General features: G+C 65.3%; 15 protein-coding genes. 3 read left to right on the forward strand and 12 right to left on the reverse strand.

Annotation, left to right across the window (positions count from 1 at the left end; all coding sequences use genetic code 11):
- Positions 1-102 precede the first annotated feature (102 nt).
- From NTZ26_12010 to NTZ26_12025, 4 genes are all read right to left on the reverse strand, one after another.
- Positions 103-735 (reverse strand): hypothetical protein, encoded by a 633-nt coding sequence (locus tag NTZ26_12010; GenBank protein ID MCX6561222.1) that lies wholly within the window; start codon positions 733-735, stop codon positions 103-105.
- Between the two features lie 157 nt (positions 736-892).
- Positions 893-4315 (reverse strand): DUF5107 domain-containing protein, encoded by a 3423-nt coding sequence (locus NTZ26_12015; GenBank protein ID MCX6561223.1) that lies wholly within the window; start codon positions 4313-4315, stop codon positions 893-895.
- Positions 4316-4391: 76 nt separating this feature from the next.
- A complete protein-coding gene (locus tag NTZ26_12020; GenBank protein MCX6561224.1) occupies positions 4392-6356 on the reverse strand; it encodes a bifunctional UDP-sugar hydrolase/5'-nucleotidase in 1965 nt (654 codons plus the stop codon).
- 11 nt (positions 6357-6367) lie between these two features.
- Positions 6368-7417 (reverse strand): deoxyguanosinetriphosphate triphosphohydrolase, encoded by a 1050-nt coding sequence (locus NTZ26_12025; GenBank protein ID MCX6561225.1) that lies wholly within the window; start codon positions 7415-7417, stop codon positions 6368-6370.
- A gap of 31 nt (positions 7418-7448) precedes the next feature.
- On the opposite strand from NTZ26_12025, the gene NTZ26_12030 reads away from it, so the two are divergent.
- Positions 7449-7823 carry a hypothetical protein gene (locus NTZ26_12030; protein ID MCX6561226.1) on the forward strand — a complete coding sequence of 125 codons (375 nt, stop codon included), beginning with the start codon at positions 7449-7451 and terminating at the stop codon, positions 7821-7823.
- Between the two features lie 164 nt (positions 7824-7987).
- Complete coding sequence (locus NTZ26_12035) at positions 7988-8647, forward strand: YggS family pyridoxal phosphate-dependent enzyme (GenBank protein MCX6561227.1); 660 nt, start codon at positions 7988-7990, stop codon at positions 8645-8647.
- Positions 8648-8688: 41 nt separating this feature from the next.
- Here NTZ26_12035 and NTZ26_12040 read toward each other — a convergent pair whose 3' ends face one another.
- The 4 genes from NTZ26_12040 to NTZ26_12055 all read right to left on the reverse strand — a co-directional run bounded on the left by NTZ26_12040 (position 8689) and on the right by NTZ26_12055 (position 12884).
- Positions 8689-8922, reverse strand: coding sequence for a VF530 family protein (locus NTZ26_12040; protein MCX6561228.1), 234 nt, complete (start codon positions 8920-8922; stop codon positions 8689-8691).
- Between the two features lie 30 nt (positions 8923-8952).
- Entirely contained in the window at positions 8953-9318 is a 366-nt protein-coding gene (locus NTZ26_12045) for a GIY-YIG nuclease family protein (protein ID MCX6561229.1), read from the reverse strand.
- Positions 9319-9355: 37 nt separating this feature from the next.
- Complete coding sequence (rmuC, locus tag NTZ26_12050; protein MCX6561230.1) at positions 9356-10591, reverse strand: DNA recombination protein RmuC; 1236 nt, start codon at positions 10589-10591, stop codon at positions 9356-9358.
- 76 nt (positions 10592-10667) lie between these two features.
- The gene (locus NTZ26_12055; protein MCX6561231.1) at positions 10668-12884 is read right to left on the reverse strand and encodes a UvrD-helicase domain-containing protein; all 2217 of its coding nucleotides are present in this window, start codon (positions 12882-12884) and stop codon (positions 10668-10670) included.
- A gap of 167 nt (positions 12885-13051) precedes the next feature.
- Here NTZ26_12055 and NTZ26_12060 point away from each other — a divergent pair, with 167 nt between their 5' ends.
- Complete coding sequence (locus NTZ26_12060) at positions 13052-13630, forward strand: hypothetical protein (protein ID MCX6561232.1); 579 nt, start codon at positions 13052-13054, stop codon at positions 13628-13630.
- 6 nt (positions 13631-13636) lie between these two features.
- Here the strand turns inward: NTZ26_12060 and NTZ26_12065 are convergent, their stop codons facing one another.
- The 4 genes from NTZ26_12065 to NTZ26_12080 all read right to left on the reverse strand — a co-directional run.
- Complete coding sequence (locus tag NTZ26_12065) at positions 13637-14203, reverse strand: elongation factor P (GenBank protein ID MCX6561233.1); 567 nt, start codon at positions 14201-14203, stop codon at positions 13637-13639.
- An 81-nt stretch (positions 14204-14284) separates the two neighbouring features.
- Complete coding sequence (locus NTZ26_12070) at positions 14285-14677, reverse strand: zinc ribbon domain-containing protein (GenBank protein ID MCX6561234.1); 393 nt, start codon at positions 14675-14677, stop codon at positions 14285-14287.
- A 29-nt stretch (positions 14678-14706) separates the two neighbouring features.
- Positions 14707-15639 carry a DUF362 domain-containing protein gene (locus NTZ26_12075; GenBank protein MCX6561235.1) on the reverse strand — a complete coding sequence of 311 codons (933 nt, stop codon included), beginning with the start codon at positions 15637-15639 and terminating at the stop codon, positions 14707-14709.
- A gap of 22 nt (positions 15640-15661) precedes the next feature.
- On the reverse strand, positions 15662-15886 hold a 225-nt coding region (locus tag NTZ26_12080), incomplete at its 5' end, for a hypothetical protein (protein MCX6561236.1).

Below are 15886 nucleotides of genomic sequence, written 5' to 3' on the forward strand. Positions count from 1 at the left end.
GGCTTCGCCCCCAGGTCCGAGGCGAGGAGGCGCCGCATCATTCAGGGTGGCCTGAAGATAGGCAGACTGAACGCGCTCTAAACCCGAGGGGCCGCCCGGTTTCTATTTTCGGACGGGCACCTTCGTCCCCTGGGGATCGTATTCATAGGCGTAACAAGCATAGCCATCCACATGCAAACCCTTGAGCTTCACGATCAGGACAGCCTTGGAATAATCCCGGGGGGTGAAGAGCATCATCTGGCCTTTCCAGGACCGCCGGAACGGCAGCCACTTGGTCTGGTTCTTTTCCGATACAAATTCGTCTATCCGCGGGTATTGATCGGGCATGAGGGACATGATCTTCAACTGGAGCATTTTATAGGGCGAGACTTCGTCGAACTTCCCGGCCACGACGCCGTCGAACAGATCCTTGTCGGCCGCCTTGAAGAAGTACATATTCATTCCGATCTGCTGGGGCCGGGCGGTCCATTCTCCGCTGGTTTCCTTGGCCGTGATGGCGGACGTCGCCGTCATCTTGTCCAGCGCTTTGGAAGAGAACCGGTCCGGGGGTTCGCTCCAGGCATACTCCAGGACGCATTTCCCCGTGACCTTGTCCGCGTCGTTGGGATCATGGAACACCATGGTTTCCCGGACGAGATTGGCTTTGGCCTCGACTTCGACGCCATTCGCCGGGGACTGGAAAACCTTGGCGGAGGTAAGGACGAAATCACCCGTCTGGCCCGCCGCCTGGATCATTGGCGAATCTCCCGCCGGCATGGAAAGCGCTCCGGAACCGATGGTCAAAGCCAAGAAACAAGGCACCGCTAAAGAGCGAATGTTCATAGCTCCTCCTTTTGGCCGTTCTTGATTCTCACGCTATCATGCTCTTTTGGCCGGGTCAAATTTCTTCCCGTCATTTCCCCGACTTTTCCAAGATTCTCGCCGCCGCGGCATGGTTCGGGTTCGCGGCCAACGCCGCCTTGAATTCGGCCGCCGCGCCGGCCTGGTCGCCGAGTCCCAGCTTGGCCAGGCCCAACAGGTAATGGGCTTGAGCCGTCTGGACCGCCGCCGACTGCCGCTCACCGAACTTTTCGAAAAAGTCGACAGCCGGAGCTGACTTCAGCCGGTCCTCGGCCGCTTTCCGCAGGGCTTCGAACGCGCCGTTCGCGTCCGCCCCGCGCCCCAAAGCGGCCATCGCCATCCCGGTATAATAAGCCCCTTCGGCATAGCCCGGCGGCCAAGAGGCCGCCTTCTCGAAAGCCAGGCGCGCCTTGGCCGCGTCGCCGATCCCGGCCTGGGCCGAAGCCATGAGATAAAACGCGCGGGGCGATCCGCCTCCGGCGGCCGGGGCCGCAACTTCAAGATTCTCGGGATAGGTCAGCGCCGCCTCGAAATCCTTGAGGGCCACGCCGTATTTCTTGGCCTCCAGAAGATTCTCGCCTCTCAAAAGATGAGCCTCGACAAAGACGCCGTGGATCTCGCCGCCGCCCTCCCAAACATGAAAGCGGCGGTTTTGCAGGAGGTCCAGGGCCCGATCGTATTTCCCGGTTTGAACCAGGAGCTTGATCTCGCGGGCCAGGGCATCGTCGCGCAAAGCCACCGCCTTATGATCTTTCTCGAGCAGGGCCAGCCGACGGGCTGCCAGGACGCCGGCCGCTTCGTAGAGCCGGTCGATCTCCTCATGAAGCTTTGGGTCGCCGGGCGAAACGGCCAACGCGGCCTCATACTCCCTGATCGCCCCGACGAGGTCGTTCTTGACCCGGGCCAAGGCCCAGCCGAGGTTGCGCCGGCTTGTGGGGAACTTCGGATCCAAGGCCGCGGCCTTCCCCCATTCGGCCAGAGCCGCCGCCGGCTGGATGTCGAAGAGCAGGTTCCCGAGATAATAGGGCGCCCGGGCATCCTTGGGATCGACGCTCTGAGCCCAGCGGAGGATTTCAATGAACTCGAGCTGAAACGGGAATCCATAATCGGCCGGGCAGGCGGCCGCGGCCCGCAAACGGGCCGCCGCGCCGTCTTTGTCTCCCTTCTGGTCGAGAATCCAGGCCAGCATATAATGGACCAGCGGGAAGTCGCTAGCGCCCTTTTTGTCAAGATCGATGATCCGGCGCAGGACTTCGGCCGCCTCGTCCCACAGGCCGCAGCGGATATAGTCGGAAGCCAGCTCCAGGTAGTTGGCCGGCTCGTCCCGCATCAGGGCGGCCAACCGCCGGAGGACCGCGGCCCCCTCCTCGCCGCCCTGGGCCGCGCGGATGAGCCCGGTCTCGTTCCAGCCCCAAAAATCGAGCGGGTCGAGGGCCAATACCTCCTGAGCCGCAGCCCGCGCCTTGTCTAAGGCCCCGATTTTGCGCAAGAGCGCAGTCATCAAGGCGGCGGCGTCGGGGCTCTTGGCGTTCTTGGCCACCGCCCGATCGAGATGCTCCAAAGCATCGGCATAATCGCCGGCCCGGCTCGCCGCAAACGCCAGTTCGGTGAAGGCGGCGGCTGTCCAAGCGTCATCCCAGGAGGCGCGCTGGAAGGCATCCTCGGCTTCCGCCGTTTGGCCCAGGGCGCGACGGGCCAGCCCGAGGCAGAAAAGCGCTTCGCCGTCCTTGGGCCGGGTGTAGCTCCCGGTCGCCCGCTCGACCGCCTTGGCCAGCTTCGTCTCCGCCGCCGCGTAGAGCCCCCGCTTGAGGTCGAGGATGCCGAGGGCGGTGTTAGTCCGGTAGTCCCCCGGATCGCGGCGAAGCGCCTCGATGTAATAGGGCTCGGGCTCGAGGGACGGGTTGTGGAACTGTTCGAGTCGGAGGCCCGTCAGGTAGAGCTCTTCGACGGTGGGGACGTCCTTGGGCGAGGGCGGGGCCGTCACCGGGGCCGGGAGGGCGGCTTTCGCCGGAACGGGCTTGGCCGCCCCCGGCTGTGCGGTGCCGCCCATCCCGCCCCGCGGGATATACGGCGCGTCGGCCCCGTTCCCAGGGGCGTACGGGGGCTCCACGACATAGCGGACAATGAGCCTTCCGTCCTGCGTCCAGAGCGACAGGGTCGGGTTGCGGGCGCCGGGAGCGTCTTCGAACCAGGGCATCTCCTTCACGAACGGCCGGCCCGGGCCCAAGGAGATGCGCTCCTCGTGCAGAGTCACGACGCCGGAAGAGAGGACGGCCCGAGCGTCGCGGATGTCGCGGGTGGCATAGAACGCGAAGCGGGCCTTGCCGCCGCCGATGGTCAGGTCGCAGGCCGCCTCGCGCGAAGCCGCCTTGACGCCGCCGATCCCGCGCAACGGATACCAATATTGCCGCACGATCCGGGTCTCGTAAGGGCGCGTCCAACTGTAATCCGGCTGGTTGTCCGACCAAGCCCCGAACATGAGCTCCGCGTAGGGTCCGTCCGTGTCGGTCAACAGCTTTTCCCACAGGGCGCCCTCGTTGCCCGTCCCCCAGGTCCAGAGCTTCTTCCCGGGGACGAGATTATGGTCGCCGACGAAGCAGACGCCGGCTTCCTTGGCATGATCATAGCCGGCCAGGAAATCGCCCTTTCCGTCGAAAGCGAAGAACGAGGTCGGTCGAGTGTGGCTCTTCAGCCGGCTGACGTCGACACCGGCCCGGTAGTCCTGGCCATTGAAGATCTCCGTTGAGATCGGCCAGAAGGAGAACTGGTTCTTGCCGTGGAAAGTCGCCAGCGCGGTGTCGGGCGGGAAGATGACCTGATAATCCGGCGTGGCATGGATCGCGGCGTTGGCGAAGAAGAGCATCGACTGGGGCAGGGGCGTCCGATTGAAAGTCCGGAGGGTCACTTCCACAGCCGACGAGTCGGGCCGCAGGGTCAGGCCGACCCGCCACTTGGTCCGCTGGCGCCGTTCGATCTCGCCGACCCAGACGGTGGCGCTGCCGTCGGCCCCATTGACCAGGAGATGATCGACGGGCATGAAAGTCGTGGCCCGATGGTGGTGGGGGACGTTCCATTCGACACCACCCGAGATCCAGGCGCCCAACATGCCGATCAGGGCCGGCTTGACGACGTGCTGACGGTAGATGAAATCGTAGTCGTTAGTCTTGTCGACGGCATAGAACAGCCGCCCGCCGAGCTCGGGCAGGACGCACAGCTTGAGATAGGCGTTCTCCAGATACACGGCCCGATAGGCCTTGTCCTGCCTGATCCCGGTCAGCCGGTCGAGGAAGGCGTAGGGATAGACCGGACCCTTGGCCCCTTGGTAAGCGCGCCCGTCGTAAAACATCGGGTTCTTTTCGGCCGCCTCGACGCCATAAGTCGGGAGGACAAGGATCTCTTCCCAGGCCCGGGCCGCGGCTCCGACCTGGGCGGTCGCCAAGCCGGCGGCGACCAGGAAGAGGAGACAAGCGGCCACGCAAGGGCGCCAAGCGCGACGCATGAACGGATCACAGGGGTAGGAGCGCATCAGCCACCTCGCAAAGACGGGATCGTCAGGAAGTCCGACGGGCAACACGGCGGGCGCGGCGGCGCCGGCGAAGCCGCCGCACGATCCAGACCGCCAAGACCACGATCAGGGTCAGGAAGGCCAGGACGATATAGGTCAAGCCGCCGCCCCCGATCAGGATCCGCAACGGGCTCCAGGAAGGCACCGGCCCGAAGCGGCCTTCGGGCTTGCGGTAGCGAGCCGGGATATCGGGGATGGCGTCGCCGTCGAGGTCCGGAAGATCTTTCAGGACTCCGGCCAAGGCCTTCCATCCCTTGAGCTCCTGCAGACCGGGGGCTGCCGGATCGGCGTCGACGGCGGCCCTCAACTGATCCTGAAGCGGCCGGCCCTCGGCGTCACGGGCCTGCATTTTCAGCAGTCCGTAGGATGCTTTGGAGACATAATCGACCATGGCCCCGGCATACGAGTCCACCACGATCCGGTAGAGCTTGCCCGAATCGAGGGGCGCGTAGGAGCCGTCCGGCTCCAGAACCGAAACATCTGTCACCCGATCGAAGGCCAGGCGGTGGGGGTTATAGTGGAAGCGAAGGCCGGAGAACTGCAGGGCCGCGTCGGATTTCATCGGCACGACCGAGGCCTGAACTTCGACCAGATGCCGGAGCTCTTTCCCTTTGAGCCAAAGCGAGAGGAGGGGATAGCCCGGCTGGCGGTCGGGGCCCAAGCCCAGGGAGAAGACGCGGAAGACATCCTCCACGGTGATCGGCCCGGCCAGAAACGCGCCGCGGACGACTCCCACGGGGACGATGACCGCATGGATATGCGGGGAGGAAGAGCCTTCGGCTTTGCGAACGGCTTCCCGCAGGGCATCCGCCAGAAAGTCCCCCATCCCGGCTTCGACCCCGCTTGCTTCCATGGCCTCGGGCGATTCCAGATCGAAGGCGCTCTCGGCCAAGACTTGCCCGAATCCTCCGGGGAAATCGGTCAGATAGTCTTTTTCGATCATCGCCTTGAAGCCGGCGGCTGCGGCGGCAACGGCCGGATCTTCGGGAACATCGGGCCCCACCGGAAGCAGGGCATAGGAGACGACTTTAGCGCCCTCCCTGCCCCCGACGGCGGCTTCCAGCCGCCCCAGATACTCGCCCCCCCAGCCCGCCGAAACGATGATGGTCCGGCCGGCGAAGCGCGGGACTTTCATCACAGTGTGGGTATGGGCGCTGATCAGGATATCGATCCCCGGCTCGGCCAGGGCCAGCTTCTCGTCCTCGGAGTCGGATGGATCATCGGACGTTCCGACATGGGAGAGGGCGATGATCAGATCGGCTTTTTCCTTGGTCCGCAGGATCTCGACGACCCGCCTGGCTTCGGCCGCGGCGTCCAGGAACTTGACGGGGCCCGCGAACGGCGAATCGTCGGCCGCGGACGTCCCGAAGAGACCGAAGATGCCCACCCGCAAGCCGCCGCGCTCAAGGACGATATAGTCGCGGACCGGGTAGTCGCGGAAAGCGGTCCGTCCGGCTTCGGCTTCGGGACCGGCGCCTTCGATCCCGATGTTGGAGGCGACGAGAGCCGGCAGGTCCTTGCCCTTGGCCTTGGCCGCCTGCAGACAGCGGGCCAGGCCGTCGAGCCCGAAGTCGAACTCGTGATTGCCCAAGGTCGAAGCCTCGAACCCCATCAGGCCCAACAGCCGCAGCTCGGCCGCCTCGGTCATGAACAGGGTATGGAAGAGCGTGCCCATGCTGAAATCGCCGGCATCCAGGACCAGGGTACCTCCGGCTGCGGCGTCCCGCTCGCGGCGGATGAGGGAGGCCAGCCGGGCGAAGCCGCCGCGCTCGATCCGCTTCCCGTCCTCGCCGAGGAAGACGCGGGGCAGGACGATCGAGTGCAGGTCGTTAGTGAAGAGGATGACCAGCTTTCTCTCGGCCTGGGCCGGGACCGCCCGGGCTTCGGCCGCGACGAATCCGGACAGAAGGAAGACGGCCAAGGCGGCCGCCGCGGTGCGCTTGACCTTCATGCCTCCCCTCCTTATTCCCGCGGCCCGGGAGCCGAGATCGGCCAGGCCTGCGGCAGGAAAATCCGGCCATAGAGATCCAGCGCGTATCGGTCGGTCATGCCGGCGATCGCGTCGCCGACCCGGATCTCGAGCCCGTCCCCGGTCGGGTAATTCTTGACGTAGCCCTCGGGATGCTCCAGGAAATATCCGAACAGCTCGCGGATGATCTTCTTGGTCTTGTGCAGCTCCACGCGGGCGAAGTCGTTGAAGTAGACTCGCTCGTAGAGGAAGTCCCGCAGCTCGACCATGGCTTTCATGATCGGCTCGCTCATGGCGATCCGCTCCAGCTTGGCGGCCAGGCTGGCCGTGATGACGTCCCCGACCATCTTGTCGATGCGCGAAGCGTGCCAGCGGCCAAAGATGCCGACCAGCGGCTTGGGGATGTCGGACTCACGGATGATCCCGGCCCGCAGGGCGTCGTCGATATCGTGGTTGACGTAGCCGATGACGTCGGAGACGCGGACGATCTGCCCCTCCAGCGTGGCCGGCAGATCCTCCTTGCGGCGGTCGAGGATCTTGCCCCGGCCCTTGGAGTGGCGGGCGATGCCGTCGCGGACTTCGAAAGTCAGGTTCAGACCCTTGCCCTCGTATTCCAGCTTCTCCACGACGCGCAGGCTCTGGAGGTAGTGGGTGAATCCGCCCGGGACAAGCTTGGCCAGGGTTTCTTCGCCGGCGTGGCCGAACGGCGTGTGGCCCAGATCGTGCCCCAAGGCGATGGCCTCGGTCAGGTCCTCGTTCAGGCGTAGCGCCCGGGCGATCGTGCGGGCGATGGCGGAGACCTCGAGCGTATGGGTCAGCCGCGTTCGATAGTGATCGCCGTACGGCGAAAGAAAGACCTGGGTTTTGTGCTTCAGCCGGCGGAAGGTCTTGGAATGGAGGACGCGGTCGCGGTCGCGCTGGAAAGCGGTGCGGAACGCATGAGGCGCCTCCGGCCGGACCCGGCCTTGGCTGGCGCGGCTCAAACAGGCCTTGGGAGACAAAACCTGAGCCTCGACATCCTCCAATTGCTCCCGGATGGTCACGGGGGCATTATAGCAGAATGAGGGCCTGAAGTTGACGATTGACTCGCCTTGCCGGAAGGGACTATCATTTCGCCAAGCCATGAAGGCCGGGGAGATCCGCGAAGCCGTTCATCGCGGCGCCGCGTTCCTCAATTTCAAATCAGGGGGAGAAGCCATGAAGAAACAAGACGATCCTAATGACCCGTTCGTCTACTGGTCTTCGCTGCTCGTTTATTTGAAAAATCGAGGCGATGTGGCTTACATTAAGTCGATCACAATCAAGGAAGGGCAATTCACCCATGGTCCGGTCGGCAAACCGATCAAATGCATCCATGAAGCCAGTGTCTCGTATCGTAAGACGGGCAGAGTCAGGCTGGATTCGGCTATCAAGCCGGGCCATATCGAAGAATGCACTTGGATTGATTAGGCTCGCTCGCCATTGAAGGAAAGGCGTCCGTCGGGCTTCGTTGGACGCCTTAGAGCAGCGCGAATCGCGTTTCCCGGAGGAGTTCGCTTGCCCGCTTCGAGCCTGTCGGGGCAGGCGAATATTCCGGCCGCGTTTCTGCTAAAATAGCCCCGAAGGCAGGTTCCATGTCCTCGATCCGAGACAACGTCCGCCGAATTCTGGCCGAACTGCCGCCCGGCGTCGAGTTGGCCGCGGCGGCCAAGACGCGCCCGGCCGAGGAGATCCTGGAGGCGATCGAAGCCGGGGTCGCCATCATCGGCGAGAACTACGTCCAGGAGGGCCAGACCGCCCGGGCCGCGGTCGGATCGCGCTGTGCCTGGAGCCTCATCGGCCACCTCCAGACCAACAAAGCCAAAAAGGCGGTCGAAGTCTTCGATATGATCGAGACCGTCGATTCGCTCGACCTGGCCCGGGAGCTCGACAAGCGCTGTGCGGCCGCGGGCAAGACGCTTCCGATCCTGCTCGAGATCAACAGCGGCGAGGAAGGGCAGAAGGCCGGCGTCAGGCCGGCCGAGGCCGAGGCCCTGCTCCGGACCGTCGCCCCGCTTCCCCGCCTGCAAGTCCAGGGCCTCATGACCATGGGACCCTTCGAGGGCGATCCGGAGGATTCCCGGCCTTTCTTCCGAACAACCCGTACTCTCTTCGAGCAGTTTCGCATCCTGGGTTTGCCGGGGATCGAGATGAGGGTTTTGTCGATGGGCATGAGCCATTCCTACCGCGTCGCCTTGCAGGAAGGGGCGACCCGGGTCCGCATCGGCACCGCCATTTTCGGCCCGCGGATCTGACTCGGCACTGGGTGTGGCGGTTGGGCTCACCCCCCGCACTTCTAAAAACCGGTGGAGGTCAGGAAGGTCTCGAGATAAAGCCTCTCTACCTTCGCCCTCGCCCAGGGCGTCTTACGGAGAAACTTCAAGCTCGAAGTCAGGCTGGGATTGTCGGTGAAACACCTGATGGCAATCCTGCGCCCCATCTCTTCCCAACCATATCGGTCAACCAGCTGGCGCAGGATCATCTCCAGCGTTTTCCCATGCCAAGGATTATTGGGCTGGTCCGACGTCATGGCCGTAATTATTTCAATCCCCGGGCTCGTTCAAGCCGGCGGCTTGTTGTATCCCTTATCGCCGTAGGGGCGCAGCTTTTCCAGCCAGCATTTTTCCATCTCCGCCAAAGCCCCGCGGACGACGACTAAAGAGGCCGCGGGGTCCTGGGGCTTCAGGTATTCCAAAACCTCAAAGGCGAAATCTTCCGGCTGTTGGGCCGCAAAATCCCTCTGCAAATCCTTGTTGACGTGCCCCCCGGCCTGCAGCATGAAGCGCTGGCTGTTCAGCTTGCCGTCGACACTGGGCGCGCTGGAAACATAGATCTTTCCACTGACCCGATTGCGGATCTGGAAAACGCCCGCCGGCGGCGGGTTGTCCTTGTACTGGCGGATCAGCTCTTTGCGGCGGTCCATCATCGTTATTCTCCGGGCCTCGGCCGGCGCCGATCGGCCCTCAATCCTTGGCTTCGTCCTCAGGCTCTATAGAGCCGGCCACGGCCTTGGCCTCGATGACCGGCACCTCCGCCAGCAAGCCCTTCTCCTCCCGCAGCTCCTTGATCTTCTCCATGGAGCGGTCGAGCTTGTTGCGGCGGGTCCCCTCGAGTTTCTTGAATTCGGACTGAGCGTCCTCGATCTTCTTGCCCATCTTGTCGAACGAGTCGACGAAGGCGGCGAACTGTTTCTCGAACCCGTCGACCAGCCCCAGGAGCGTGCTGGCCGTCCGCTCCATGTTGAAGTTGGCCATGCCTTGGCGGATGACGGCCAGGACGGCGTAGAGCGTGATCGGGGAGCACAGGATGACCTTGCTCCGCAGCGCGGCATCCAGGATCTCGCGATCGTTCTCGTGGATGAAAGCGTAGACCTGCTCGTTGGGGATGAAAACCAGGACGTAGTCGAGGGTGTTGGCCTCGGGATTGATGTAGTCGCGGGTCGTCACTTCCTTGACCCGGGTCCGGACGTCGCTTAAGAACTGTTTGCGGTGCTTCTCCCGCTCGACGTCGCTTCCCGCCTCCAGGTAGCGGAGGTAGTTGTCCAGGGGAAACTTGACGTCCATGTTGAGCCGGCGCTCCTGGGGCAGGAGGAAGGTGAAGTCGGGCCGGCTCCCGGCCGCGTCCATAGCCTTCTGCTTGAGGTAGTTGAAGCCTTCCTTGAATCCGGCCAGGGTCAGGACGTCCTCGGCCATACGCTCGCCCCACTGGCCGCGGGACTTGGTCGAGCCCAAGGCTTGGCGAAGGTGCTCCGTCGTGTCCTGAAGCTTGCCGGTCTGCTTGGCCGCGGCTTCGAGCTGGGCCGTGAGCTCGCCGAACTTCTGCTGACGGTCCCGCTCCAGCTGGGCCACCAGCTCCTGCATTCGCTTCACGTCGCCGCGCATGGTTTCGACGTTCTGGTCGATGAGGCTCTTCTTTTTGTCGAGCTCCTGCTCGCCCTGGGCCGCCCGGCTGCCCAGCTTTTCGTCGGCCAGGCGGACGAGCGTCTCGCTGCTCTTGCCCAGGACGTCAAGGGAGAGGGATTGGAACGATTCCTTGACCTGGCCGAGCAGCTTGTCCAGATCCTGGATCTTCCGGCTCTCGGCCTGGCGGACCAGCTCCTGGGCCAGCTTCTCGGAATCCTGCTTCCGGCTAAGGAAGACCACGACGGTGATGAGGGCGCCGAGGACGACACCCCCGGCAAAGGCGACGACGGCGTTCATGGCGGGTTGGCCTCTCTTCCGGCCTTATCTTATCAGGATCGGGCGAATTTCGAAATCGCCCGCGCCGGCCGCGCGCTCAATCCAGCGCTTCCAGCTTGGCGGCGAGCAGACCCATGATCAGACGGGCTCCCTGGTCGAACTGGATGACGGCCCGGCCGGCCGTGCCGCCCGGGACGAAGCTCTCGATGCGGCCCGTGCCGAGCGCCGGATGGCGGACCCGTTGGCCGACCCGGAAGCCGGCCATCTCCTCGGCCGGGACGGCCGGAGTTACCGCGGCGGTCTTGGCCCAGTCCGGGACGAAGCCCGAAGGGGACGACGGGGCGCGGTCCGCCCTCTCGGACGGGCCGAAGGGATACGAGGCCGCCACGACCTCAAGCCCCCGCAAGTTACGGACGAAGGAGGACAGGACGGCCGGCTTGGGACCGCCGTACACGGCCCTGGACATGGCGTGGCTCAAAGCCAGGAAGCGCTCGGCCCGGGTGATGCCGACGAACAGAAGCCGCCTTTCCTCCTCCGTGTCGCGGCCGTCCTCCGAGCTGCGGACATGCGGGATGATCCCCTCTTCGACCCCCACGATCATCACCGCGTCGAACTCCAGGCCCTTGGCGCTGTGGAGCGTCATCAGGGACACCGCCCCCGCCCCCTCGTCGTAGGAGTCGATGTCGCTGATGAGCGCGGTCTGCTGGAGATAGCCGGCCAAGCCGCCCGCCAGGCGCGTCTCGGATTCGTCGGCATCGAACTGGGCGGCGGATCGGATGAGCTCCTCAACGTTCTCGGCCGCGTCCCGATCCTTTTCCGCGACGAAGGCGTCCTTGAGCCCGCTCCGGATATAGACCTCGCGGGCGATCTCGGCCACCGGTCGGTCGAGCCGGGAGCCCAAATCCCCGATGAGGGCCGCAAACTTCCCGATCCGGACCGCCGCCGCGGGGAGGAGGCCGGGGACACCGGCCGGGTCTCGCAGGATGTCCCACAGCCCCTTGCCCCTCTCCTTGGCCCGCGCCGCCAGCCGCCCGACGGTCGTGTCGCCGATGCCCCGGGCCGGGCGGTTGACGACTCGCAGCAGCGAGACCTCGTCGGCCGGGTTGAGGAGGAGCCGCAGATAGGCCAGCATGTCCTTGACCTCGCGGCGGTGGAAGAACTCCACCCCTTTGACGATCTGGTAGGGAACGGCGGCCTGGATCAGGGCCTCTTCGATGACCCGGCTCATGCTGTTGGTCCGATAAAAGACCGCGATGCGCCGATAGTCCACGCCCTGCCCTTCGTGCAGACCGCGGATCCAGGTTGCCGTTCCCCGGGCTTCGTCCCGCTCGTCCAGAAAGCGATAGAGCCGCGGCGGGTTTCCGCCGGGCTTGCGGGCGATGAGCGTCTTCTCCTTCCTCCGGGCGTTGGCCTTGATCAGCTCGTCGGCCACAAGGAGGACCTGCGGCGAGGAGCGGAAGTTCTCCTCCAGCCGAACCACCGGAGCGGCCGGAAAATCGCGCTCGAAGGCCAGGATGTTCTCGATATCGGCGCCGCGCCAGCCATAGATGGACTGGTCGGGGTCGCCGGTCACGAAAAGGTTGTCGTGGCCGGAAGCCAGGGCCCTGGCGATCCGGTACTGGCAGGTGTTGGTGTCCTGATATTCGTCGACCAGCAGATACCGATAACGCCGCGTCAGCCGCTCCCGGAGCTCGACGTCCGCCTCCAGCAGGCGGGACGCCCGGGCCAGGAGGTCGTCGAAGTCCAGCGCGCCCGCCGCCTCGAGCTTTTTCTGGTAGGCCGCGGAGATGGAGCCGAGCAGGGCGGCCGGAAGGTCGGTCAGGCCGCGCACCGCCGCCTGGTCGGGCGTGATCAAGTGGTTTTTGAGGACGCTGATCTGGCGCAGAACCCGGCCGGGCGGAAAATCCTTCGGATCGAGCTTTTCGTCCTTGAGGACATCGGCCAGCACGGCCTTCTGGTCGGCTTGATCATAGATGCTGAACCCGGGCGGCAGGGCGGCCCGCCCGGCAAACTCCCGCAGAACCCGGACGCACAGGCTGTGAAAAGTGCAAAGCGTCGCGCCCGGCGGCACATCCATCGTCCGCAGCCGGCCGCGCATCTCCTCAGCCGCTTTGTTGGTGAAGGTCAAGGCCAGAATTCGGTCGGGCCGGACCCCGCCCTTAATCAAGTGGGCGATCCGGTGGGTGATGACCCGAGTCTTGCCCGAGCCGGGCCCGGCCAGGACGAGCATCGGGCCGTCGCCGTGGACGACGGCGGTCCGCTGGCTGGAGGTCAAGCCGGCCAGGATATCGACGTCGGAGCCTGCGGTGTGCATTTCGGTGTGATCGGGGTAGAGAAGATGCGGCGCGCGGGCGCCGGCCGTCCAAGATACCGCGATCGGCGGCGAATTGCCAGCCTTTTTTCCGGCCGGCCTGGTGGGCCCGGCGCCTCCTCGCCGCCGTGTTGACGGCCGGGCGGCGCTTGGCCTAGAGTGAAGCCATCATGAAAGCCGCGATACCCGCCCCCGCCCGGATGGCCGCCTTGATCAGCGCCGCGCTCCTCATCCTCGCGTGCGCCGCCTGCCGCGAGCCCGGCAATGTCCGCCGCATCCCCGTCCGCTCTTCGACCTGCCGGGAGATCCAAATCATCGAGCGGACCGGCCCCATGGCCGCGGACGCGCTGGCCGTCGTGGATGCGCAGGGAAAGCTCGCGGTCCTGTCGCTTCCCCACGAGCTGGCCGAAATCCAAGATGTCTTGATCTCGCCTGACAAGGACATGGCTCTGGTCGTCTCGGTCGGCGAAGGGCACCCCTGGATCAATCTATATCGCCTGGCGGATTGGGCGGCGGCGACGTCCCCCGGCGGCGAAGGGATCGAGCCGCTGCTGTCGATGGATCCCTATCCCCACGCCTGGACGGAGATCCGCTGGCGCAACGGACGCGAAATCACGTTTCGGAGCTCCGGGGACTATGCCCGCTTCGACCGCGCGGCGCGGCGGCCCGGCGGATCCGCGGACGACTCCGTCGGGGCCTGGATCTGGGACACGACGACGGATACGATCTCGGCCGCGGCAGGCCGCTAAGGACGATCAGGCTTTGCCGACGTACGCGCCCGTCCGGGTGTCGACCCGGACGATTTCGCCGCTGGTCAGGTACTCGGGAACCTGGATGACCAGTCCCGTAATCAGCTTTGCCGGCTTGGTCCGCGAAGTGGCCGAGCCGCCCTTGACGGCCGGGCTCGTTTCCACGATGGTCATGGCCACCGACAGGGGCAGTTGGAGGCCGACGGCCCGGCCGTCCGAGACCAGGGCGATCATGCCTTCCAAGCCCTCGGTGATATAAGGCCATTCCTCCTCCAAGTCCTCCTTGTTCAGGCTGAACTGGCTGTAATCCTGGAGGTCCATGAAGGTGCAGGCGGACTCGTCGCCGAAGAGGTATTGGACCGGCCGGCGCTCGAAGTCGGCCTCATCCAACGCATCGTCGCCGCGGAAGGTCAGGTCAACTTTGCGCTTGGTCAGGAGGTTGCGGAAGCGGAGCTTGTACAGCGAGGACGAGCCCCGGGCGCTCGGTTTCTGGACCGAGACGTTCTCGACGATGTGGGGAGCGCCGTCGATCTTAGCCACATCACCCTTCTTCAATTCGGATGCGTTGATCATGGAATCACCTTGGAAGACGCGGCCGGCAAGAGAAGCCGACCGGACCGCAGGCCGTCACTATAGCGTCCGCCGCGGAGAGTGTCAAGACGGGCCTCCCGGGTCCTCGTCGCCGCCGCCGTCCCCCATCGCCGCGTCGCCGGGCCCGTCTTTTCCCTCCGCCGCCTCCTCGACGGCCCGGTCGATCTCTTGCTCGAATTCCGGCCCGGCTTCCTCCCCCATTTCCCGGCCCATTTTCTTCATCCAGCGGGCCATCGAGGCGGGGTCGCTTTCGTCCAGGCCGGACAGGGCGGACGGATCGTCCAGGCCCTCCAGCCGGCCGGCCTCGGACCGCAGAATGGCCACCCGCGACACGAGCTTGCGGACCTCGCCGCTCCCGCAATGCTGGCAGCGCGGATCGAGCGCCGCGCCGACGGACAGAGTCACAAACGTCGACTTGCGGCCGCAAGCGCCGCAGCGGTATTCGTAGATCGGCATGGCCGTCCCTTCCGCCGCCGGACGGAGCGTCAGATCAGGATCGCGTCCGCCCAACCGCGCTTGACGAGCTCGATCAGGGCCGGATTGGAAGTGCCCAGCTTGTGCCGGGTGTCGGCCAGCTCGATGTGGTGGGCCGAGGTCTCCAGCGGCTTGTCCTCGCCGAACTCCTGCCGGCGCCGGGCCTGGATGATCCGATAGCCGGTGGCGTCGACGGCCACGGGGTCCTGGCCGACTAGAAGCCCGCCGTAAGTCCAGAGGTACTTCTCGGAGAAGCCGCGCGGCCCGATGTTGTGGAACTGGGGCGTCAGCATGGACAGGATGTTGAGTCGGGTCTTGTCCTTGACGACCGGCAGCGACCAGATCGAAGCCAGGTCGGCGCAGGCGTCGGCGTGGTAATCGGACGGCTTGGGCACAAACATGATGTAGTTCTTGATGCAGCTCCCCATGCCGGCCCAGTAGTGGACGCGGGCCGGCCGGGCGTTGATCAGGACCGTAGCCGCCTGGAAGATCGGATCGGTCAGAACGCCCCGGTCCTTGATCCCGATCCTCTCCGCGGGAACGCCCGCGTCCATGACCCGGCGCCGGATGGCCTGCTCGAGCTCGGAGCCGGTGGGCAGGTAATTCCAGGCGTTGGTCTTGATGCCGACGGTGTCGGTCGGTTTGATGATGCGCTTCCAGGCCGCGACCGGATCCTTCTCCCCGAACAAGGCGGTCATCGCGTCGTCAAGCATGGCCTGGATGACCGCGGGGTCGGCCTTGCGGCCCTCGCCGACAGCTTGGGCGTCGCGGACCAGGACGACCCGGGATTTCCGGCTGATGGAAGTAATCGTGGCCTGTCCGGCCGGAGTATCGACGGTCGCGACGGCCCCCTTGCCCAGGCAGCAGCATCCGACCGTCCCCGCGATGGGGCTGACCGCCGCGGCCTTGAGAAAATCTCGCCGGTTCAAGATGGCTTGGCTCATCGTATTCTCCTTGTCCGATCGACTATTTGATGATGCGTTCGAGCGTCTTCGTCACGACGCCGAGGGCTTCTTCTTCCGACCCGGCCCGCAGGACGAAGGCCGCGAGCCCGCCCGCAAGCCCGGCCGCCGTCCAGGTGCCGGCGGGGGACCGGTAAGCCCGCCCCTCGTTCGTCCCCGGCATCAGGGCCGCCCGAAAAGCGCGCAGAGCGGGCTCGGCCCGGGCGGGCGTGGGATAGCGGACCGCCAA

The organism is Candidatus Aminicenantes bacterium (genome assembly GCA_026393855.1).
Classification (GTDB): Bacteria; Acidobacteriota; Aminicenantia; order Aminicenantales; family UBA4085; genus UBA4085.

What these genes read in the sequence shown, in the direction of transcription:
- NTZ26_12010 (MCX6561222.1), bottom strand. Translation starts at nt 735, where the DNA reads ATGATCCAGGCGGCGGGCCAGACGGGTGATTTCGTCCTTACCTCCGCC.
- NTZ26_12020 (MCX6561224.1), bottom strand. Translation starts at nt 6,356, where the DNA reads ATGAAGGTCAAGCGCACCGCGGCGGCCGCCTTGGCCGTCTTCCTTCTG.
- NTZ26_12035 (MCX6561227.1), top strand. Translation starts at nt 7,988, where the DNA reads ATGTCCTCGATCCGAGACAACGTCCGCCGAATTCTGGCCGAACTGCCG.
- NTZ26_12040 (MCX6561228.1), bottom strand. Translation starts at nt 8,922, where the DNA reads ATGACGTCGGACCAGCCCAATAATCCTTGGCATGGGAAAACGCTGGAG.
- NTZ26_12045 (MCX6561229.1), bottom strand. Translation starts at nt 9,318, where the DNA reads ATGATGGACCGCCGCAAAGAGCTGATCCGCCAGTACAAGGACAACCCG.
- rmuC (MCX6561230.1), bottom strand. Translation starts at nt 10,591, where the DNA reads ATGAACGCCGTCGTCGCCTTTGCCGGGGGTGTCGTCCTCGGCGCCCTC.
- NTZ26_12055 (MCX6561231.1), bottom strand. Translation starts at nt 12,884, where the DNA reads ATGCACACCGCAGGCTCCGACGTCGATATCCTGGCCGGCTTGACCTCC.
- NTZ26_12060 (MCX6561232.1), top strand. Translation starts at nt 13,052, where the DNA reads ATGAAAGCCGCGATACCCGCCCCCGCCCGGATGGCCGCCTTGATCAGC.
- NTZ26_12065 (MCX6561233.1), bottom strand. Translation starts at nt 14,203, where the DNA reads ATGATCAACGCATCCGAATTGAAGAAGGGTGATGTGGCTAAGATCGAC.
- NTZ26_12070 (MCX6561234.1), bottom strand. Translation starts at nt 14,677, where the DNA reads ATGCCGATCTACGAATACCGCTGCGGCGCTTGCGGCCGCAAGTCGACG.
- NTZ26_12075 (MCX6561235.1), bottom strand. Translation starts at nt 15,639, where the DNA reads ATGAGCCAAGCCATCTTGAACCGGCGAGATTTTCTCAAGGCCGCGGCG.